This window comes from Streptomyces griseochromogenes (assembly GCF_001542625.1).
Classification (GTDB): domain Bacteria; phylum Actinomycetota; class Actinomycetes; order Streptomycetales; family Streptomycetaceae; genus Streptomyces; species Streptomyces griseochromogenes.
The window spans coordinates 10586205-10607438 of sequence record NZ_CP016279.1 but is presented as its reverse complement, the minus strand read 5'-3'; the positions used below and the strand labels follow the sequence as shown (position 1 = coordinate 10607438).

Genomic DNA, 21234 nt, shown 5'->3' with positions numbered 1-21234 from the left:
TCGATGATCCCGCCTGCGCCGTCAGGACGCCCGCCAGTACCCCAGGGCGTGCACCCGGTTCTTCGGCACACCCAGGTCCCTGCGCACGTACGAGGCGAGTGCGCGGGTCGTGGCCGTGTCGCAGGCGATCCAGACGTACGGGTCGGGGGTGCCGTCGAGCACGACGGGCAGCTCGGCGCGGACGCGCTCGGCGAGAGGGGCGCCCGCGTCGCGGCGGGGCACCTCGCGGATCTCGTGGCGGGACGGATCGGCCCGGCGGGGGAGGCCGTCCAGGGTGCCCTCGAACCAGATCGTCGCCGGGACGGAACCCAGGGCGCCGAGGAGGGAGTTGATCGCGGGCAGCGAGGCCGGGTCGCCGACGGCGACGAGATGCGAGGGGGCGGGATCGGGATCCTGGAACCCGGTGCCCTGGACGGTCGCCTCGATGGTGTCGCCGGGCCGCGCGGACCGCGCCCAGTCGGAGGCGCACCCTTCGTGAAGCGCGAACTCCAGGCCGAAGGTGCCGGTCTCCGGGTCCGGGTCGACCAGCGTGTAGGCCCGCTGGTGCGGGCGGCCGGCGTCGGAGAACCACAGCCGTACCCACATCGTCGGGTGCACACCGGTCGCGGCGAGCAGCCCGCCGTCGCTCAGCCGGAGTCGCCGGTAGTGCGGGGTGACGTCCTCCGCCCCGGTGACCGTGCACACGAAGTCCTTCGCGCGCAGCAGCCGTAGGACCGCTCCCTCCCAGCCCCGCCCCTGCCCCATGGCCCCTCCGCCCCTCGCGTACGATTCCTCCACCGATATCTTAGGTAAGGCTAACCTAAAGCGAAGGGGTGCCCCAGGGTGACCACCGAGACCTACCGCGACGCCTGGGGCATCCCCCATCTGCGCGCCTCCAGCGCCCGCGAACTCGCCCGCGCCCAGGGCCGCGTCACCGCGCTGGACCGCGCCTGGCAACTGGAGGTCGAACGGCACCGCTTCCAGGGCACCTCCGCCTCCTTCCTCGGCGCGGCCGCCCTCCCCTGGGACGTGTTCGCCCGCCGGGCCCGGCTCGAGGACACCGCGAGGCGCTGCTTCGCCGCGTTGGAAGGACGGGACCCGGAGACCGCGGACTGGGTCCGGTCGTACGTGGACGGCGTCAACGAGGGCCTGCCCCAGGGCGCCGCCCGCGCCCCCGAGTTCACCCGGACCGGCCTGGTGCACACCTCCTGGCAGCCCTGGACCCCCCTGGGCATCTGGCTCGGCACGCACATCCTGTTCGCCGGTTTCCCCGCCAAGCTCTGGCGCGAGGAGGCGATACGGCACCTGGGCCCCGAGGCGGTCGCCCTGTTCGCCACGGACGGTCCCGGCACCGCGGGCAGCAACGGCTGGCTGCTCTCCGGTGCGCGCACCGACACCGGCCACGCCCTGATCGCAGGCGACCCGCACCGCTTCATCGAGGACCCGGGCGTCTACCAGCAGATCCACCTCGCCTGCCCCGAGTTCGACGTCATCGGCCTGGCCGTCCCCGGCGTCCCCGGCATCGCCCACTTCGGTCACACCGGCACGGTCGCCTGGTCCATCACCAACGCGATGGCCGACTACCAGGACCTCTACCGGGAGCGCCTGCGGCGCACAGGGGCCGGCGTGGAGGCCCTGGGCCCGGACGGCCTCTGGCACCGGGCACTGCGCCACACGGAGACGGTGGAGGTGGCGGGTGAGCCCCCGACCGAGATCGAACTGATCGAGACGGAGCGGGGCCCGGTGATCGCCGGGGGGCCGGAAGGACTGGAGAGGGGAGTCGTCCGAGGCGAGCCGGAGAGGCCCGCGGCGACAGCCACCGACAGGCAGCCCGAGTGGTTCGGGGCGGGGGGTGCCGATGGCCGGTCCGAGGGGTTCGGAGCGGGGGTTGCCGGTGGTGGGTCCGAGGGGTCGCGGCCGGGGGTTGCCGAGCCCGGGTTCGAGGGGCCTTGGGCGGGGGGTGACGGCGGTGGGCCCGAAGGGGTGGGGGCGAGGGCCGGCGAGCGCGCGTTCGACGGGCTGGAAGCGGGGATTGCCGACAGGCGGCGGTCGGAGGGCCCGGAGGCGGGGGTCGCCGGTGTGAGTGCGGAGGCTGGGGTTCTCGCAGCGGCCGGGTCTGCTCGTGATCCGCGAGCCGCCGACGATGAGGACGCCCCACAGGGGCCGCCCGCACGCGACGACGAAAGCCGCTCGGGTGGTGCGGATGGGAACGGATGCGCCGAAGGCGAAGCCGAGGCGGTCGCCCTGGCCCTCCGCTACCCACCCCGCGTCACGGAAGACCTCGGCTTCAGCGCCCTCCTCCCCCTCCTGCGGGCCCGCCGGGTCGAGGACGTCGACGCCGCCTTCGACTCCTGGGCCGAGCCGGTGAACGTCGTACAGGCCGCCGACACCGAGGGCGGCCTCCTGCACCGTGTCGCGGGCAAGGTGCCCCGGCGGGCGGAGCCCAACCGCCTCCGTCTCGTGCCCGCCTGGCGCCCCGGCCACGCATGGGACGGCTGGCACGACACCCCGTACGCCGGCCTGTCCGACGGCATCGCCGTCATGGCCAACCAGCGCGGCCCGGCAACCCCTCTCGGCGTGGAATTCGCCCCGCCCCACCGCGCCGAGCGCATCCGCACCCTCCTCCAGGAACGCCGCACCTGGTCCGCCGCCGACCTCCCCTCGATCCACACCGACACCTTCCTCGCCTCCGCCGCCCCCCTCCTCGACCACCTCGCCGCCCTCGACGACCTCACCCCCGAGGCGGCCCGCCTCCGCGACCGCCTGCTGTCCTGGAACCGCCACATGGACGCCGACAGCACCGAGGCCGCCGCCTTCGCGGCGGTACGCACGGCGGTCGTACGCCGCCTCGCCGCGCACCCGGCGTTCGCCGCCCTCACCGAACCCCCCGCCTACCCCGAGGTCCTGCTCCCCTGGCTGGCCCTCGCGCCCCGTGTCGGCCACGCCCTCGAACACCTCCTGCGCGCACCGGAGCTGTACGGCATCGACCGCGCCGCCGCCGTCCGCGCCGCCGTGGAAGAGACCGCCGCCGCACCGCCGTCCGGCACCTGGGCCGACACCCACCGCCTCGCCCCCTGGAAGGCGCTGCCGGGGGAGCCGTACGACGAACCGGGCCTGGCCGGCGATCACGACTGCGTGCTGTGCACCTCGGCCGTCCCCGGCCTCACCGACCTCGCGGCCCGCGGCCCGGCCGCCCGCTACGTCTGGGACCTGGCCCGCCGCGAGAACAGCCGCTGGGTGGTCCCCTTCGGTGCCGACGGTGTCTCCGGGACCCCGCACCACCGCGACCAACTCCCCTTGTGGCTCAAGGGAGAACTGGCCCCGGTCGTCACCGACTGGACCCTGCTCACGCTCGAACACACCGAGGAGACCGATGACTGACCCGTACACCCGCGTCCACGAGGAGCACATCGCCGGCTTCGGCACCGTCCGCATCCGCCCCCTCGACCCGGCGGGCGACGCGGAGACGGTCCACGCCTGGGTGAGCGAGGAGCGCGCCGCGTTCTGGGGCATGACCGGTCTCACCCGGGCCCAAGTGGCCGAGACCTACGCCCACATGGCCACCCTCGACACCCACCACGCCCACCTCGTCACCAAGGACGGCGAACCGGCCGCCCTGCTCCAGACCTACGAGCCCGAGGCCGACCGGGTCGGCGCGTGCTACGAGGTCCGCCCCGGCGACATCGGCGTCCACCTCCTGCTCGCCCCCGCCCCCGCGTCCGGCCCGCGCCCCGGCTGGACCTCGGCCCTGCTGACCGCGATGGCCTCGTACGTCCTGCTGGGCCTGGACCGCCGCCGGGTCGTGGTGGACCCGGACGTACGCAACACCAAGGCGATCGCCCGCTTCGAGCGCCACGGATTCGGGCAAGGCCGCCAGGTGGTGCTCCCCGAGGTCGACCTCCCCGACGTGTACCTGCCCGAGAAGCGCGCCCAACTGGCCTTTCTGGAACGGGAGGTAGCCTTCCCGGGTGACCACGCCTGACGAGCTGATCGCCCACTACGGCCTGCAGCCGATCCCCCGCGAGGGCGGCCTCTTCCGGCAGACCTGGGCAGGACCCGGGCGCCCGGACGGCCGCCCCGAGGGTTCCGCCATAGTGGCCCTGCTGACCGCGGACGACTTCTGCGCCCTGCACCGCCTGCCCAGCGACGAGATCTGGCACTTCTACCTGGGCGACCCGCTCGACCTCCTGCTCCTCGCCCCCGACGGCACCACCCGCACCGCCGTCCTGGGGCCCGCGCTCGGCGCCGGACAGCACGTCCAGCTCACCGTGCCCGCCGGCACCTGGATGGGTGCCCGGGTGACACCCGGCGGCGCGTGGACCTTCTTCGGCTGCACCATGGCCCCCGGATTCACCTACGAGGGCTACGAGCACGGCGACGCGGGGGAGCTCGCGGCGCGTTATCCGGCCGAGGCCGCCCGGATCGCGGAACTGTGCCGCCCATGACCCTGCTCGACGGACAGACCGCCCTCGTGACCGGCGCGGGCGGCGGCATCGGCCGCGCCATCGCCCTGCGCTTCGCCGAGGAGGGCGCCGCGGTGGCCCTCCACTGCCGTACGGCCGTGCGGGCGGCCGGCGACGTCGCCGAGCGCATCCGCGCCCTGGGCGGCGAGGCGGTCGTACTGCGGGCGGACCTGACGGACGAGGAGGCGTGCCACCGGCTGGTCCGCGAGACGACCGACTGGTCCGGCGGCCGTCTCACCGCCGTCGTCAACAACGCGGCCGTCCAGCCGGTCCAGCCCCTGCCCGGTATGACGGCGGCCGAGTGGCGCACGGTCGTCGACACCGACCTCACCAGCGTCTTCGCCTGCACCCAGGCCGCCGCCGGGCACCTGGGCGAGCACGGCGGCGGCACCATCACCCACATCGCCTCCATCGAGGCCGGCCACCCCGCGCCCGGCCACGCCCACTACAGCGCCGCCAAGGCCGCCGTCGTCATGCACGCGCGCGCGGCCGCCCTGGAGTACGGCCCGCGAGGCATCCGCGTCAACACGGTCTCGCCCGGCCTCATCGACCGCGACGGCCTCGCCGAGGTCTGGCCGGACGGCGTGCGCCGCTGGCTCGACGCCGTCCCCGCCGGCCGCCTGGGCCACGCGCGGGACGTGGCCGACGCCTGCGTGTTCCTCGCCTCGCCCCTCGCCTCCTGGATCACGGGCCACGACCTGGTGGTGGACGGCGGGGTGTCGGCACGGCCGACGTGGTGAGCACGGCGGCCGGTTCCCGCGTACCTATACAGACGGCAGGGACGGGAGGGGTGAGGTGCGCGACGACCACCGGTGGCTGCGACGGCTGACCGTGCTGTGCGCGGGCCTGCTCCTGCTCCTCCTCGGCGCGGTCGCGCCCGCCTCGGCGCACGCGGCCCTGCGCGAGAGCGACCCCGCCGACGCAGCCGTCCTCAGGGCGGCCCCCCGGTACGTCACGCTGACCTTCACGGAGTCGGTGGGCCTGCTGACCGACTCGCTGCGCGTCTACGACCCCCGGAACCACCGGGTGCGCACCGGCGAGGCCGGCCACGCCCCCGGCCGCTCCGACACGGCCCGCGTCCCGCTGCCCTCCCGGCTGGGCACCGGCACCTACACGGTGGCCTGGCGGGTGGTGTCCGCGGACAGCCACCCGGTGTCCGGCGCGCTGACGTTCTCGGTGGGCAAACGGACGGCCACGACCACGAGCGTGCTCCCGGACCGCACGGAGAACCCGGCGACGACGAGCCTGTACAACATCGCGCGCTACCTCGCCTACCTGGCGGTGGCGCTGCTCCTCGGCACGGCGGCGTTCGTGGCGTACTGCCGCCCTGCGGGGCGGTCCCACCTGCGCACACCGGTGCTGGCCGCCTGGGGGACCCTGTCCGCCTCGACGATCGCCCTCTTCCTCCTGCGAGCCCCCTACGAGGAGGGCACCTCCCCGGCACGGGCGTTCACCCTCTCCGCGCTCACCCGCACGGCCACGACCCGCCCCGGTGAACTCCTGCTCGCCCGTCTGGCCCTGCTCCTCCTGGCGGCCGCCTGCGCGCTGTTCCCGCGCGGACGGCGCCGACGGATCCCCCGCCGGGCCGCCCTCGCGGCCGCCGCGATCCTCTCCGTCGCCCTCTCCCTGACCTGGGCGGCCTCGGAGCACGCCTCGGCGGGCCTCCAGGTCCCCTTGGCGATCACCTCCGCCACGCTCCACCTGCTGGCCATGGCGGCCTGGCTGGGCGGCCTGACGGCCCTGCTCCTGACGCTGCGCCGGACCTCCGCGGACCCGGCCGCCCTGCCGGCCCGGACCGTCAGCCGCTTCTCCCGCCTGGCCTTCGTCTCCGTCACGGTCCTGGTGGTGACCGGCGTCTACCAGTCCTGGCGGGGCCTGGGCTCCTGGCAGGCGCTGACCGACACCGTCTACGGCCGCCTCCTGCTGGCCAAGCTGGTGGCGGTCGCCGTCCTGCTCGCGGCCGCGTCCCGCTCCCGCCGCTGGACGGCCCGTCTGGCGAGCCTGCCCCAGGCACCGCGGCGGGACCGCGTCCCGGAGCCGGCCGGCGGCCCACCGCTCCCCCCGGCCCCCGAACCCCCCGCCTCGCCCCACCCGCTGCCGGAGCGCCTGCGCCGCTCGGTGCTGGCCGAGGTGGCGGTGGGCGTCCTGGTTCTCGTCCTGACGACCTTCCTGACGAGCACGCTGCCGGGCCGGGCTGCGGCCGAGGCGGCGGACTCCACCACGCCGGCGACCGGTATCCCGACGGCCTCGGTCACCACGATCCCCTTCGACGTCGGCACCCCCGGCGGCCACGGCAAGGTCCAGATCACCCTCGATCCCGGCCGGGTCGGCACGAACTCCGTCCAGGCGGTGGTCTACGGCCCCGACGGCGGCCTGTCCTCGGTCCCCGAACTGCGCATCGCCCTCACCCTCCCCGCCCAGCAGGTCGGCCCCCTGGACACCCGGGTCACCGACCGGGGCGGCTACTGGGCCGCCGACTCCTTCGACCTGCCGATCCCGGGGACGTGGACGATGAAGGTGACGGTACGGGTGTCGGAGGTGGACCAGGTGACGGTGGCGAAGTCCGTGCGGGTGGTGCGATGACGGTGGAGACCGAGAGCGTGGTGATCGAGGGCGTGGAGTTCGCCGCCGCGCTGACGCTCCGCTCGGACATCGGGCTGATCGCCCTGCACGGCACCAAGGAGGGCGGCACGGCGGAACTGGCCCACGAGGTGGCGGCCCGTACGGGCGCCAGCTGCCTGGTCTTCACCCAGCCGGCGGGCGACCTGGTGCACATCCCGTCGCATCGGATGGCCGCACCCCACTGCGAGACCCTCCAGGAGTTCCTCGCCTCCGTGACGCTGGTGATCTCCCTGCACGGCCATCGGCGACCCGAGGCCCCCCGCTCGATCTTCCTCGGCGGTGGCAACCGCGCCGCGGCAGCCACCCTGGCCCACAGCCTCGTCGCCCTCGCCCCGGCCTTCGACACCGTGACGGACATGGCCCGGATCCCGGGCGGCCTGCGCGGCCTCCACCCCGGCAACCCGGTGAACCTGACCCGGTCGGGGGGAGTCCAGATCGAACTCCCCCTGAGCGCCCGGACCCGGCTTCCCGCAAAGCCCCAGGGCGCCCCGGACGTCCCCCCGCGGCCGGTGACGGCGGCACTGGCCGCCGGGGTCGGACACCTGGGCGCGCGACCCCGGGGGTGACCGCGCAACGACCCGGAACGGCGCCCTCGGGGTCCTGGAAGACGACGTGGGCGAGGCCGCCGATCCAGTCGTCGCCGCCCCCGGTGCCCGGGTGAACTGGCGCGCCCATATGGCTCATTCATTCGAGTCAAACCCCTCGAACGAGGTATCCAACGTCAACTCTGCTTGACGTGATCAAAAGCCTCAGGTGGGCCGCCCTCGCGGCCGTACTCGTCATGCCCCTCGCCGCCCCCACGCCTGCCCAGGCGCGGGACCGCTCCGCCCCGGCGTACACCGTGCCCCTCGCGACGGCGGTGCACGCACTCCCGGTCGCGGCGGAGGTGCGCACCGGCTATCAGCGAACGAGCTTCAAACACTGGAACGCGGGCAACAACCCGAACGACGGCTGCAACACCCGGGCGGAGGTGCTCATCTCCGAGGCGATCGACCCTCCCCTGATCCTCCCGGGCTGCAAGCTGTCCGGAGGGCGCTGGTGGTCGTACTACGACTCCAAGTGGATCTCCTCGGCCGCCGCCCTGGACGTCGACCACATGGTGCCGCTGGCCGAGGCCTGGGACTCCGGGGCGTCGCAGTGGACGGCCGGGCGGCGCGAGGCCTACGCCAACGACCTCGACGTCCCGACCTCCCTCGTCGCCGTGTCGGCGGCCTCGAACCGCAGCAAGGCCGACCAGGACCCGGCCCAGTGGCTGCCGCCGACCGTCGAAGTCACCTGCCGGTACCTCTCGGAGTGGGTCGCGACCAAACTCCGCTGGGGACTCACCGCCGACGCGGAGGAAGTCGACGCGCTCAAACAGCTCGCACAGTCGTGCCCCGGCACGAACGTGACCTACCAGCCCGCTCCGTAGGCGGTGCCGGGCGACCCTGAACCTCCGGCCCGTCCGGGCCACCGCACCCGGTGGCCCGGACGGTCGGCGGGCACTCCGTGAGGGCCAGGCACACCGCCCGGCGCAAGTCCCTAACGAGCCGTAGGGAAAACCCCACGATTCACGGCGGCCGGGCAAAGATGGTGAACTCTCAAGTAGCGTCTCCGGGCATCCGCTCCACGGGCCTCCCCACCCCCACCCCAACGGAGACCACACCCCCATGTCCGCTGTGACGAACACATCCGAGTCCGCCTTACCGGACGCCCGATGTAATACCCCCGACGGTTCCGCACCTCTGCGCACCGCCTGTGCTCCTCCCACCGTCCTGATGGACGACGAGGCACTCGCGGACTTTCTCGGTACGGCCATGAGCGAGTACCGACTCATCACCCCCGAGGCCCCGTTGCCCTGCTTCGCGCTCCTGATGGGCAGCGCGGAGGCGACGACCTACCAGGTACGGCGCATCGCCTTCGGCCATAACGCACGTACCAGTGATCCGGCGGCTCGACAGGAGTTCCGCGAGACGATCGTGCCGAAGTTCGGCCCGGCGTACGAGAACGAGCACCGTGGCTGGTGGATGGACTCCCACGACCTGCTCCGGGCCTCCCGCGAGGCCGATGCCCTGGGGATGGACCTGCTCGGCTCCATCCACATGCACCCGGACTGGCACCGCCTGGGCCCGCCGTCGGAACGGGGCCACACGCTCAGCGAGCGCCCGACTCCGATGGACCGTCATCTCTTCGGCCGGACCCGGTGGCCCCTCAACATCATCTGCTACCTGGAGCGACGCGGCAGCGCGTTCTACCACGCCCTGGCGGCCTGGGCCCCGCCTCCCCGGCATGCCGCCGAGGGCGCCGAGTGCCCCGAGTTCGCCCTGCGTATCCGTACGCGTTCACTGGTGGAGGCTTAAGAGTGACGCATCAGCCCGAAGGAACGAAGACCCCCGCCCAGGACGGCGCCGGGGACGTCACCCAGGACGACGCCCGGGCGATCCGGGCCCTGTGGGCCGAGATGGCCCGTGGCTGGGCGGCGGGTGACGCCGCGCTCTTCGCCGCGAGCTTCGCCGAGGACTGCGACTTCACGACCGTACGAGGAGACAAGCCGCGCGGCCGGACCGGCATCGAGGCCGGCCACGACGCCCTCTTCCACGGGCCGTACGCCGGAACCACCCTCGACGCACGCGTCGTGGCCGTCCGGTTCCTCCGCCCCGACCTGGCCACGGTCGAGGCGGAGTCCACCGTCGTCGCCCCGGACGGCGAGCCGCTGACCGCCACGCACGCGCTGGCCGTCGTGGAACGGACGGCGCAGCGCCACTGGTCGATCAGCGCGTTCCACAACATGGTCCCCGCGGCGCCCCAGGCGCGGCAGGCCCCCGACGCGGGGGATTCCACCGTGGACGAACCCGCCACTCGGCCCAGACTCCGGCATCTGGCCATCGTGGCCCGTGACCCGGAGAAGCTGGCCGGTTTCTACTCCTCGGTCTTCGAGATGGAGCTCTTCCACCGTGATCCGGACGGCAGCCGCTTCCTCTCCGACGGCCATCTGACCCTCGCCCTGATCAAGCACCGGCTCGACGGCGAGACTCCGGTGGGCATGAACCACTTCGGCTTCCACATCGGGGACACGGCCGCCGCCTCCGAGGCCCTGGTGGCGGCCGGCACCCCGGAGCCGGCCGAACGCTTCACCGACCGCCCCTTCGCCGAGTACCGGGCCATGGACCCCGAAGGAAACTGGTTCGACCTCTCGGAACACGGCTTCGGCGGCCCCCGCCGACGCTGAACCGGACGACGACGAAGGCCCCGGCCCGGACGGCCGGGGCCCCGCGTTCGGACCCGCTACGGCGCGGCGGTCTTGTTGAAGCCCTTGTCGAGGTAGGGGTACTGGTCCACGACGAAGCCGTCGTGGACCAGGCGGCCGATGCCGCCCTCGTCACGCCACACCTGCTCGGAGGAGCCGAAGGAGAAGCCGCCGAACTCCTGGCGGACCTCGTCGGTGTAGACCCGGTAGCGCTGGCCGGGCTGGATGACCGTCCCCGGCGGGAAGGTGTAGGCGTGCCCGGTGGGCTTGCACTCCACCATCCAGCCGGTCAGATCCTGGGGCGCGCCGCCCTTGTTGAAGATCTCGATGTACTCGTCGGGCTGGCCCGTGCCGCTGCCCAGGTAGCGCAGGTCGGAGATGATCACGTCCGGCTCGTCGAAGGCGAACATGCAGACGACCTCGGCGAAGTTGACTCCGCCCTCGGGGCTGCGGAACTGCCGGACGATCCGGCCGCCCCGCTTGAACCCGCTCAGCACCGCCCTGTACTGCTTCCCGCCGATCGTGACCGGCTGAGGGTGGATGAACTCCTGGAGATCGACCAGATCGTCGTCCACGGGACTGCTGCCGGTGCTGTTGGGTGTCTCGTAGTGATGGAAGGCGAAGTTCAGATCGGTCGTGCTGCCGTCCTCGAACATGACGTTGACGGCGAGCAGGACGTTGAACTTGCTCGGGCTGACGGTGGTGGGGAGGTTGCGGTGCACGAAGGTACCGACGACGAACTCGGTGCCGTCGAGCTCGACGTCCGCGGCCGCGCCGCGGAACTGGTACCCGCTCTGGGAGCCGCTGCTGCCCCATCTGACGTCTGCGGTGCCCAGCCCGTTGACCGGGGAGATGGCCGGGGTGGTGGACGGGAAGACGCCGGAAGTGACGACGGTGGTCATGGTGTCCTGCTCCTGCTCTCTCAGTCCTCGTCCTCGATGACCTCGGCCTTGAGCTTGGCCGGGGGCGCGGTGCCGAGCTGGGCGACGCCGTCGGTGTAGCGACCGAGCTTGGCGCCGTCGACGGCTTCGAGACCGCAGGTGTAGACGATGCAGTCCTTGTCCTGGTCGGTCGTGTTCAGGTGCACGTGGTAGGTGAAGGTCAGCGTGCGCCCGTCGGCGTCGACCTTGGCCTGGACGGGCGGCAGGCTGCCGCCCGTCGTCTGGTCCATGCGCTTGTACTGGGCGCCCACCATGCCGTTCCAGCGGAATCCGGTGGGGGCGGTGAAGACGTGCTCCCGTTCACCGGCGTCGACGGTCTCGCTCCAGTTCGGCGTACGGACGCAGATGTTGATGGTGGTGCCCAGGCCACCGGGGGCGTCCTCGACCCCTCCTTCCTGCCAGACCACCAGGTCCAGCTTCTGCGCACGGCCCTGTTCGTAACCCCAGTCGTAGCCGTTCGCGTAGTGGTCCTTCTCCCCGCGTGTGCCGTCGCGTGGCGGGTCGGCGTACGGGCGTCCGGCCAGCGCGTCGGCCCGCCCCTGATCCTCGCCCCGTTTGTAGGCTTCCTTCTTCGCGGACTGCACTTCAGTGGCCATCTCCGAGTCCCTCCTGGGGCTGTGATCGAAGCGTGCGGTGAAAAGGACGTCCTGGCGCGGATCACCCCGGACCGCCGGGACGGCCAGGGCCTGGCGCCGATTCCGCGCGGTGCGCGGAGCACGGGACGCCATGAGAGCGGTGTCCGCGGACGGAGCGCAGGACGCCACCGGAGGCTTCGGTCGGGTCGTCACGCAGTCGAACGGCATGCGCCGGGCCGTCGTCCAGGCCCATGGGTAGCCGGGCCCCGCGGGCGATATGCAGCCGTTCCCCCATTTGAAATGCGGGATCGATTCTGCGTCACTTGTTCGAGTGGAGCGGGGGCATGCGGGGGCGCACGGATGCGGAGCGCGCCGGCCCAGCGCCCGCTGAAGCCGGTGGCGCCCGTGGCCGTCTGGTCCGTCCCGGCCCCCGCCGTCCGTCCTCTCCGTCCGTCCTCTCCGTCCGTCCCCGGCGGCTCCTCCCTCGTGCGGGTGGAGCGCTCGGTGCGCTGCTCCCGCGGGCGTCGGCCCGGCCGGTATGCAGGGGGTGTCAGCGACGGCTCGGAAAGGAGACGGACATGCGGATGACGAGGCCGTGGAGGGTGGGAGACGCCGCCCGGGCGCCCCTGCGGCGGCGCCGGACGGTGACAGCGTGACGGCGAAGGCGGCGGCCCGGACGCGGGAGCCGGTCTCCCCGGACCGGAACGACCCGCCGGTCACCGTGGCGGGAAACGGCACCGCCGGATTCTCCGGGGACGGGCGGCCGGCGCCGGAGGCGCGGCTGGCCTTCCCCGCGGACGTGGCCGTGGGACAGGGCGCCGTCTTCATCGCCGATCACGCCAACCACCGGGTCCGCCGGATCGACGGCTCCGGCGTGCTGACCACGGTCGCCGGGGACGGACTGCGGGGCTTCGCCGGGGACGGCGCCGACGCGGTGCGAGCCCGCCTCGGCTTCCCCGCCGCCCTCGCGGTCGGCGCGGACGGGGCCGTGTTCATCGCCGATGAGATGAACCACCGGGTCCGCCGGCTGGACCCCTCGGGCGTCATCGGCACCGTCGTGGGAGACGGCTCCCGCGGCGGCGACGGTGACGGCGGCCCCGCCGGCCGCGCCCGGCTGGACGCCCCCTGCGCCCTGGCCGTGGACGGCTCCGGATCGCTGTACGTCGGCGAGGCGGGCACTCCCCGAGTGCGCAGGGTCGGCGGGGACGGTGTCATCAGCACGGTCGTCGCGGCATCCGGACGGTCCGGACATCCAGGGGCGGCCGACGCCGGGGAGGCGTTCCTGCCGGCAGGTCTGGCGACGGACGCGTCGGGCCGGCTGTACATCGCCGACCCGGTGGGCCGTCGGGTGCTGCTGCTGGGCACGGACGGCACGCTTCGGGTGCTGGCGGGGCCGCCGGGCGGGAACGCCGACGCCACGGCAGCCGACTGGAGCGCCCCGTGCGCCGTGGCGGTCGACGTCCAGGGGGCCGTCTACGTCGCCGACATGAACGGACACCGCGTATGGCGGTTGGCCGACGGAGTGGCGCGCGTCGTCGCGGGGCAGGACCCGGCGGCCGCGACGGACGAGGCGGCGGAGAACACCGTCGGCGGTTCGCTGGCCTATCCGTGCGGTCTGGCCGTGGACCCGACCGGGCGGCTGCTCGTGGCGGACAACTTCCACCACCGGATCGCGGCCCTGCCCCTCACCACCGGAGCCTCCCGGGCCGCCGAGCCGGAACCGGACGGGAGCGAGCGGGAACGGGACAAGAGTCCGCAGCCGCACGGCGAGGGCGAGCGCGCCGAGGGCGAGCGCGCCGAGGACGCGGACCGGGCCGCCACGCCGTCGACGGCCGCGCGGCTGCTGGTACGTCAGGAGGTCGGGCTGGAAATCCCGCGCGGCGGCAGTGAGTTGATCCACGTTCGGGTCTCGTCCACGGACACCTGGGCCCCCGGACGCGTGGAGCACCGCTTCACCGCTCCGACGGGGTTCCTCTTCGAGGGCCGGGCGACATGCGCGTACTACCGCGTCGACGGTTCCGTGGTCGCGGCTCCGGAGCCGACGGCAGCGGTGTGCGAGGGCGGCACGTCGCTGTCGGTGACGGACGAACCCCGGTTGAACACCCCCGGCAATCCGGCGGCGGCCCTGGTCTACACCCTCGGCATCCGGGCCCGGGCGGACGCCGAGCCGGGCCGGTACGCCGACGGACGAGCGGTGATCGCGGGCCGGCCGGAGGTACGCCTGAGAGCAACCGTTCTCGGGGACGACGAGGACTGACGCGGGCCGGAGCCGTCCGTGGCGGAGTGTCCGCCACGGACGGCTCTTTGCGATACAGAACCCGGAATACGGAAGTGAACGTTTCTGTAATACCAGGTCATCTGCCCGATCGTTACTTCAAGTGACAGATTGGCAACTGTGGGTTAGCTTTCGAAATGTGTCCATGCCGACCCTTCCGAGGTTCGGGCCCCCGGGCCCCTTTCCGCACGCCCCGCTCACTCATCCACTCGACCGCAAGTGGCTGCACTACGCGTTCCTGTCACGCTGCGGCCGGCAAGCCCTGATCGCCAACCTGTCCGTGCTGGGGTCCTCCACCGGCGCCGTCCTCGCGGATCCGGGCGCCCCGGCCGACGGGCGGCGCAGCGGTACCGGCACGGCGGCCGAGGGCCAGCACATGGCGATCCTCCTCGTCCACGAGGAGGGGCACGGCTGGAGTTCGACGCAGTTCAACGCCGATCAGCCCGAACTGCCCTGGTCGGCCTTCCGGCTGCCGCACCGGCACGGCGAGTCCGGCGCGTTCCGGGTGGCGGGCCGGTCGGCGGTACCGGCGGTCGACGTGCGGTTGACCCGTACCAGCAGGCCGTGCACCTCGCAGTGCGCGCCCTTCGGCGAGGACGAGCACCTGCGGTGGCAGTCGGAGCCCGGCGTCCTCGGCACCGGCACCCTGCGGCACGGCGACGGCACGGTCACGGCGACGGACCTGCTGGGGTATCACGAGCGGGTGCGCGGCCGGTGGTCCTGGCCCGCGCTCGGGGGCTGGGTGTTCGGGTTCGTCAACGACCCTTCGGGCCCGGCCGATGCCGCTCCGCCCTCGGCGGTGGTCTTCACCCTGATCCAGCCCGCAGGTGCGCCGGACGCGGCCAACGGGTCGGTGATGCTGTGGCACGAGGGGCGCATGGTGCGGCACTTTCCGCGCCGCAACCTGCGGGTCGCGGTCAGCGGCGGCCTGGACCGCGACCGGGTGGTGATCGTGCCGCCGCTGGCGGACGTGCTGGGCACACCGTCGACGGCCGAGGTGCCCGGCCGGCTGCTGATCACGGCCCGGCTCGGCGACGACCGTCTCGTCCTCGACTTCCGCTCGCACACGGCGGGCCGGATCGCCAACCCGTCCGAGACGAGCCTGCACCCGTTCAGCGTGCACGAGACCCTCGGCCCGTGCACCGTGGAGGGCCGTATCGGCGGGCGCCGTATCGGCTTTCGCACCGGGGGCATCGTGGAGTTCGCCGGTGGTGCCCATGACTGAGACCCTGCCCGCGTTCACGGGTGCCCGGCTGCTGGACGAGACCGTGGCCGCCCTGTCCGACCGGGCGCCGGCCATCCTCGCCGCCGCCGCCGACCAGCTGCGCGGCATCCGGCTCGGCCTGCACTTCAACGACGGCAGCCACGCCACGCTCGTCGCACGGCACAGCCGCATCGTCGTACGCCAGGACCGCTGCCCGGACCCGGACGTCGAGGTCGTCTTCGACAACCGGGCCATGAACCTGCTGTTCGACCTCCAGCGCCCGCCCGTCGACCAGGTCCTGCCCGACAGCCTCGACGTCCGCGGCTCCCGGGACGAGGCCCTCGCCGTGTGGCGCGCCTTCGCGCTGCTTTCCCAGCGCGCGGCCGGTCTGCGCAGCATGCAGGAACTCTGGGGCGTCTACCGCGAACAGGCGCCCCAGCTGTGGGGAAGTGCGGCGCCCGCCGCCCCGGATCCGGCGGCCGAGCCGGTCGACTGGACGGCGCTGGACTTCCTCGCCCGGCGCTCCCCCGAGGACGCGCCCGCGCCACCCGCGCTGATCGGCGACACCACCGTCAGGCCCGCGCGCCTGCTGTGGGACGGCCGCGTCAGCACCAGCTGGTCGCTGGAGGACTCCGTCCGTGACGCGGACCTGATGGAGACCATGCGCCGGTGCCGGGCCCGCACCAACGAGGAGATCGAACGGCTGCTGCCGGACCGCGAGCCGCGCGCCGAGCTGTACGACCTCATGCGCTCCTATCCCGCCCGGCAGGGCAAGGGCCTGCGGCCCACGCTGACCATCGCGGCCTGCGCGGCCTTCGGCGGACGCCCCGACGACGCCGTACGCGCCGCCGCCGCCCTGGAGCTGTTCCACAACGGCTTCCTCGTCCACGACGACATCGCCGACGAGTCCACCCATCGGCGCGGCCTGCCCACCATGCACGAGGAACACGGGCTGGGCCTGGCCGTCAACGTCGGTGACGGGCTGAACCTGCTCGCCGTCGACGCCGTCCTGTCCAACCTCGAAACACTCGGCCTGGTCCGCACCCTCGGTCTCATCCACGAGGCCGTGCACATGTGCCGGGAATCGATCGAGGGCCAGGCCATGGAACTGGGCTGGATCCGCCACGAGGTCGTCCCCGAGGCCGACGAGGCCTACTTCACGATGAGCACCAAGAAGACCGGCTGGTACACGTGCATGAGCCCGTGTCGCATCGGCGCGGTCTGCGCCGGCGTCACCGACCCCGCCGTACTGCGCCGGTTCGACGAGGCGTTCCGGTTGATCGGCATCGCCTTCCAGATCCAGGACGACATCCTGAACCTGGTCGGCGAGGAGGCCCTCTACGGCAAGGAGCCCCTGGGGGACCTGCTCGAAGGCAAGCGCACGGTGATGCTGATCCACCTCTTCCGCACCGCCCGCACCTACGAGCGGCCGCGCCTCTTCGACGTCCTGCGGCAGCGCCGGAGCGACAAGACCCAGCAGCACGCCGAGGAGCTGCTCGCCGCCATGCGCCGGCACGGCTCCATCGAGTACGCCACCGACCTCGCCGACCGGCTCGCCGCCGAAGGCATCGCCCGCTTCGAAGAAGACCTGCGGATCATCCCCGAAAACGAAGGCAAAGCCGTCCTGCGGCAGATCGCCCACTACGTCACCTCAAGGCCACTGTGACCACCACACCCCCGCCGGCCGACGCCACCGTCCCCGGCCCGCTGACCTCGACCGACCACCGGGCCTTCGCGTTCCTCGGCGGCACCAACAGCTGTCTGCGCCAGTGCCTGTGCACCCTGGCCAGGCACGGCGTGGCTCTGCGCCGACGCGAACCCGAACGCGCCCGCGTCCTGCTCGACACGGTCCGCCCCTGGCCCCTCTACAAGGGCGGCCAGTTCCTCTTCGACCTCATGGAGTGGGAGGACCTCATGATCGACGGCGAGCCCCCGCCCCTCATGTCCCGCGAGCGGATCGTCTCCGCCTGCGTCCTGCCCGTGCAGTGGCTCGCCGCCGCCACCGCACAGGCCCCCACCGCGGCGAAGCTGATCCCCGGCCAGCGCACCGCCAACGCCCTCGACCTCCCCCTGCGCCTGCTGGTCAGCACCGCCCGCACCGCCCTCCAGGGCGCCGCACAGGACCTCACGGACCTGCTCTCCACGCCCGCCCCCCACGTCGGACCGGACGACACCGGACACGGGACCACCCCGGACGCCGCCGCCGACGACGCCGACGACGACGAGCGCACCGACGACGAGCCGCCGCCTCTGGAAGCGGGTTTCTACCTCTACGAGGACGTCACCCTCGGCGCCCTCGTCGTCCTCGGCCCGCTGCTGGCCGACCACGCGCCCACCGACCCCGCGCACCCCGCCTGACCCGAGGCGTCCGGCTCCGGCCCCGACGGCCCGTGAGCGAGCCCACCCCCAAGCCCGCGACCAGCGGATCCGCGCACGCGGACACCCCCACCCACAGAAGGGAAACCATGGCCACGCAGACCGAGGCCCCCGTTCAGCCGGGAGCCGAGAACAAGCTGTACATCCTCCAGCAGGGCATCGTGGAGGACGCGCCGGGCGGAGTCCCGGCCCACCTCAGCTTCGGCATCCTCAGCACCGTCCCGGACCCGGTGAACCCCGGCGACGTCACCTTCACCCTCAAGGCACCCACGGGCTTCGCGTTCACCGGCTGGCTCTCCTGGGCCTACCACGACGTCAACACGCTCCAGGCCAAGGGCAACCTGAAGACCACCCAGGGCAAGCTGGCCGACTCGGGCCGCAAGCTGACCTTCACCCACAACCCGTACCTGTCCACCAACCAGGAGGCTCTCGGCTACGCGGCCCAGGTCACCGCCGTCGACGGCGCGACGCCGGGCCGCTACACCGACGGCGAGCTCCGGGTGGGCGCCGCCAATCCCATCAGGCTCAAGGGCCGCGTCCTCGACCCCGACGAGGACTGATCCTCCCCTGACGAACCGGCCCCTCGGCGACTCCGGCACCCAGCCCGGAGCCACTGCCGGGGGACGGGCCGGAAGACCGACCGAGACGGACATACGCCAGAGGGCCGGACCACGGATGTGGTCCGGCCCTCTGAGCCGAAACGGAAACTGGGACGGACAACGTCGAAGGGCCCCACTGCGAACAGTGGGGCCCTTCGACATCGTGCCCGGTGAGGCACTGGCGGAGGATACGAGATTCGAACTCGTGAGGGGTTGCCCCCAACACGCTTTCCAAGCGTGCGCCCTAGGCCTCTAGGCGAATCCTCCGCCGGAAACATTACATGACCGAGGGGAGTGCTCGCGAACTCGTTCCCGCAGGCCCGCATCGGGTACAGCCCGTGGGCCGCGATCGGGTACTGTTGGGCGCAGCCCCTCACGTGGCGCTATCTGACTGAACTCCCCCAGGGCCGGAAGGCAGCAAGGGTAGGTCGGCTCTGGCGGGTGCGTGGGGGGCGCTTGCGTTCGCGGGACGGGGTCCGGCCGCCGGGGCGGCGCCTTGGGCGGGGCTGGTTGTCGGTGGGCGCCTATAACCTCGTATGCGTGTCGTCTCTCGCGCTGTACCGCCGCTATCGCCCGGAGACCTTTGCCGAGGTCATCGGGCAGGAGCATGTCACCGACCCGCTGCAGCAGGCGCTGCGGAACAACCGGGTCAATCACGCGTACCTGTTCAGCGGGCCGCGCGGGTGCGGGAAGACGACCAGCGCGCGCATCCTGGCGCGCTGTCTGAACTGTGAGCAAGGTCCCACCCCGACGCCCTGCGGGGAGTGCCAGTCCTGCCAGGACCTGGCCAGGAACGGCCCGGGGTCCATCGACGTCATCGAGATCGACGCCGCCTCCCACGGTGGCGTGGACGACGCCCGTGAGCTGCGCGAGAAGGCCTTCTTCGGCCCTGCCGGCAGCAGGTACAAGATCTACATCATCGACGAGGCCCACATGGTCACGTCGGCCGGCTTCAACGCTCTGCTGAAGGTGGTCGAGGAGCCCCCGGAGCATCTCAAGTTCATCTTCGCCACCACCGAGCCCGAGAAGGTCATCGGGACGATCCGGTCGCGGACCCATCACTATCCGTTCCGGCTCGTGCCGCCGGGGACGCTGCGGGACTACCTGGCCGAGGTGTGCGGACGGGAGAACATCCCCGTCGAGGAGGGTGTGCTCCCGCTCGTCGTGCGGGCCGGCGCCGGTTCCGTGCGTGACTCCATGTCCGTCATGGACCAGCTCCTCGCCGGCGCGCGCGAGGAGGGTGTGACCTATGCCATGGCCACCTCGCTGCTCGGGTACACCGACGGGTCCCTGCTCGACTCCGTCGTCGAGGCCTTCGCCACCGGTGACGGGGCGGCGGCCTTCGAGGTCGTGGACCGGATCATCGAGGGCGGCAACGATCCGCGGCGCTTCGTCACCGACCTGCTGGAGCGGCTGCGGGACCTGGTCATCCTCGCCGCCGTGCCGGACGCGGTGGAGAAGGGGCTCATCGACGCCCCGGCCGACGTGCTGGAGCGTATGCAGGCCCAGGCCGGGACGTTCGGCGCCGCTGAGCTGAGCCGTGCCGCCGACCTCGTCAACGAGGGCCTCACCGAGATGCGCGGAGCCACCTCGCCCCGCCTCCAGCTCGAACTCATCTGCGCACGCGTGCTGCTCCCGGCCGCCTACGGGGACGAGCGTTCCGTGATGGCCCGCCTCGACCGCCTCGAGCGCGGCGTCGGCTTCGCTGGCGGGGGCAGTGCGCCCGCCATGGGGTACGTCCCCGGACCCGAGGCCCACGCCGGTATGGCCCAGGGGGGCATGGCCCAGGGCGGCGCGCCGGTGCCGCCCGGTGGTGGGCCCGCCGCCGCCCGCGCGGCCGTACGGGCGGGGGGTGGTTCCGGCGGTCAGGGTGCTCCGGCCGCCGCGGCGCCCATGACTCCCGCACCCGCACCGGCAGCTCCCGCACCGGCAGCCCCCGCACCCACACCCGCACCGGCTCCGGCGGCTCCCGAGCCCGCGCCCCAGGCGCCCGCTCCCGCTCCGGCCCCCTCGGCCACCCCCGCGGCACCCGCCCCTGCGGCACCCGCCCCTGCGGCCCCGGCCCCGGGTGCCTGGCCCACCGCCGCCCCCGCCGGCGGCGGCCGGCGGCCCGGTGGCTGGCCCACTGCCGCTCCGGCCGGAGCCCAGCAGAGCCCCGCTCCGGCACAGCCCCAGCGCCAGGCGCCCGCGGCTCCGGCCGCTCCCTCGGCCCCGGCTCCGGCCGCCCCCGCCGGCGGCCTCGACCCCCGCATGCTCTGGCCGAACATCCTGGAGGCGGTGAAGAACCGCCGCCGCTTCACCTGGATCCTGCTCAGCCAGAACGCCCAGGTGGCCGGCTTCGACGGCACCACCCTCCAGCTCGGCTTCGTCAACGCCGGTGCCCGTGACAACTTCGCGAGCAGCGGCAGCGAGGACGTGCTGCGCCAGGCGCTGTCCGAGCAGTTCAACGTGCAGTGGAAGATCGAGGCGGTCGTCGACCCCTCGGGCGGCTCCGTGCCCCCGCCGTCCGGCGGCTCACCGGGCTTCGGCGGAGGCGCGGGCTACGGCGGCACGCCCGCCGGCGGTGGCTACGGCGCTCCCGCGGCCCCTCGCCCGGCGGCCTCCCAGCCCGCCTCCCCCGCGCCCGCCGCACCTCAGGGCGGCGCCCAGGCCACCCCGGCGCCGGCCGGCCCTGCCCCGCGGCCCGCCGCCGCGCCCGAGCCGCCCCCGGTCGCCCCGGAGGACGACATCCCCGAGGACGACGACCCCGACCTCGACGAGTCGGCCCTGTCCGGGCACGACCTGATCGTCCGGGAGCTGGGGGCGACGGTGGTGGAGGAGTTCTCCAACGAGTGATCCTGCTCTGATCCTCTTCGACTGGTCCTCTTCGACGCCGGTGGGTGAGCACCGCTCGTCCGGCGTTCGGGGTCGAGGCCGTTCATGCCGATGCGCCGAAGGGCGGGGGCCGACGGCGCCGGCATCCTGTGCCGGCCCG

The 21234-nt window shown here is 73.3% G+C and carries 18 protein-coding genes, 1 tRNA gene and 1 other RNA gene; 16 read left to right on the top strand and 4 right to left on the bottom strand.

Annotated elements, in window-relative coordinates; translation table 11 throughout:
• Positions 1-21 precede the first annotated feature (21 nt).
• A complete protein-coding gene (locus AVL59_RS46485) occupies positions 22-744 on the bottom strand; it encodes a siderophore-interacting protein (protein WP_067316463.1) in 723 nt (240 codons plus the stop codon).
• Positions 745-822: 78 nt separating this feature from the next.
• Here AVL59_RS46485 and AVL59_RS46475 point away from each other — a divergent pair, with 78 nt between their 5' ends.
• The 9 genes from AVL59_RS46475 to AVL59_RS46435 all read left to right on the top strand — a co-directional run bounded on the left by AVL59_RS46475 (position 823) and on the right by AVL59_RS46435 (position 10272).
• Entirely contained in the window at positions 823-3360 is a 2538-nt protein-coding gene (locus AVL59_RS46475) for a penicillin acylase family protein (protein WP_237281836.1), read from the top strand.
• The gene (locus AVL59_RS46470; RefSeq protein WP_067316461.1) at positions 3353-3961 is read left to right on the top strand and encodes a GNAT family N-acetyltransferase; all 609 of its coding nucleotides are present in this window, start codon (positions 3353-3355) and stop codon (positions 3959-3961) included. The genes AVL59_RS46475 and AVL59_RS46470 overlap by 8 nt, the downstream gene beginning before the upstream one ends.
• Positions 3948-4424: a cupin domain-containing protein gene (locus AVL59_RS46465; RefSeq protein WP_067316459.1), complete on the top strand. Its 477-nt coding sequence runs from the start codon at positions 3948-3950 to the stop codon at positions 4422-4424. Before AVL59_RS46470 ends, AVL59_RS46465 begins: the two co-directional genes overlap by 14 nt.
• Positions 4421-5182, top strand: a complete 762-nt coding sequence (locus AVL59_RS46460) for an SDR family NAD(P)-dependent oxidoreductase (RefSeq protein ID WP_067316457.1) — start codon at positions 4421-4423, stop codon at positions 5180-5182. The genes AVL59_RS46465 and AVL59_RS46460 overlap by 4 nt, the downstream gene beginning before the upstream one ends.
• Before the next feature lie 55 nt (positions 5183-5237).
• Positions 5238-7025, top strand: coding sequence for a copper resistance CopC/CopD family protein (locus AVL59_RS46455; RefSeq protein WP_237281835.1), 1788 nt, complete (start codon positions 5238-5240; stop codon positions 7023-7025).
• Positions 7022-7630 (top strand): poly-gamma-glutamate hydrolase family protein, encoded by a 609-nt coding sequence (locus AVL59_RS46450; protein ID WP_067316455.1) that lies wholly within the window; start codon positions 7022-7024, stop codon positions 7628-7630. The genes AVL59_RS46455 and AVL59_RS46450 overlap by 4 nt, the downstream gene beginning before the upstream one ends.
• A gap of 170 nt (positions 7631-7800) precedes the next feature.
• The gene (locus AVL59_RS46445; RefSeq protein ID WP_079147313.1) at positions 7801-8475 is read left to right on the top strand and encodes an HNH endonuclease family protein; all 675 of its coding nucleotides are present in this window, start codon (positions 7801-7803) and stop codon (positions 8473-8475) included.
• Positions 8476-8821: 346 nt separating this feature from the next.
• Positions 8822-9403, top strand: coding sequence for a hypothetical protein (locus AVL59_RS46440; protein ID WP_067316453.1), 582 nt, complete (start codon positions 8822-8824; stop codon positions 9401-9403).
• A gap of 2 nt (positions 9404-9405) precedes the next feature.
• Complete coding sequence (locus AVL59_RS46435; RefSeq protein ID WP_067316451.1) at positions 9406-10272, top strand: SgcJ/EcaC family oxidoreductase; 867 nt, start codon at positions 9406-9408, stop codon at positions 10270-10272.
• 56 nt (positions 10273-10328) lie between these two features.
• On the opposite strand, the gene AVL59_RS46430 is transcribed toward AVL59_RS46435, so the two are convergent.
• Positions 10329-11192, bottom strand: coding sequence for a lamin tail domain-containing protein (locus tag AVL59_RS46430; protein ID WP_067316449.1), 864 nt, complete (start codon positions 11190-11192; stop codon positions 10329-10331).
• Positions 11193-11212: 20 nt separating this feature from the next.
• The gene (locus AVL59_RS46425; RefSeq protein WP_067316447.1) at positions 11213-11827 is read right to left on the bottom strand and encodes a hypothetical protein; all 615 of its coding nucleotides are present in this window, start codon (positions 11825-11827) and stop codon (positions 11213-11215) included.
• Positions 11828-12458: 631 nt separating this feature from the next.
• Here AVL59_RS46425 and AVL59_RS46420 point away from each other — a divergent pair.
• From AVL59_RS46420 to AVL59_RS46400, 5 genes are all read left to right on the top strand, one after another.
• Positions 12459-14063, top strand: coding sequence for an NHL repeat-containing protein (locus AVL59_RS46420; RefSeq protein WP_237281834.1), 1605 nt, complete (start codon positions 12459-12461; stop codon positions 14061-14063).
• Positions 14064-14226: 163 nt separating this feature from the next.
• Positions 14227-15306, top strand: coding sequence for a hypothetical protein (locus AVL59_RS46415; protein ID WP_237281833.1), 1080 nt, complete (start codon positions 14227-14229; stop codon positions 15304-15306).
• Positions 15299-16951 (top strand): polyprenyl synthetase family protein, encoded by a 1653-nt coding sequence (locus AVL59_RS46410; RefSeq protein WP_237281832.1) that lies wholly within the window; start codon positions 15299-15301, stop codon positions 16949-16951. The genes AVL59_RS46415 and AVL59_RS46410 overlap by 8 nt, the downstream gene beginning before the upstream one ends.
• Positions 16948-17643: a hypothetical protein gene (locus AVL59_RS46405; RefSeq protein WP_067316443.1), complete on the top strand. Its 696-nt coding sequence runs from the start codon at positions 16948-16950 to the stop codon at positions 17641-17643. The genes AVL59_RS46410 and AVL59_RS46405 overlap by 4 nt, the downstream gene beginning before the upstream one ends.
• A 107-nt stretch (positions 17644-17750) precedes the next feature.
• Positions 17751-18221, top strand: coding sequence for a hypothetical protein (locus AVL59_RS46400; protein WP_067316441.1), 471 nt, complete (start codon positions 17751-17753; stop codon positions 18219-18221).
• A gap of 218 nt (positions 18222-18439) precedes the next feature.
• Here the strand turns inward: AVL59_RS46400 and AVL59_RS46395 are convergent.
• Positions 18440-18527, bottom strand: a tRNA-Ser gene (locus tag AVL59_RS46395).
• Between the two features lie 97 nt (positions 18528-18624).
• On the opposite strand from AVL59_RS46395, the gene ffs reads away from it, so the two are divergent.
• Positions 18625-18723, top strand: an RNA gene (gene ffs / locus AVL59_RS46390) — signal recognition particle sRNA small type.
• A gap of 77 nt (positions 18724-18800) precedes the next feature.
• Positions 18801-21095: a DNA polymerase III subunit gamma and tau gene (locus AVL59_RS46385; RefSeq protein WP_067316439.1), complete on the top strand. Its 2295-nt coding sequence runs from the start codon at positions 18801-18803 to the stop codon at positions 21093-21095.
• The last annotated feature ends 139 nt before the right edge of the window (positions 21096-21234 follow it).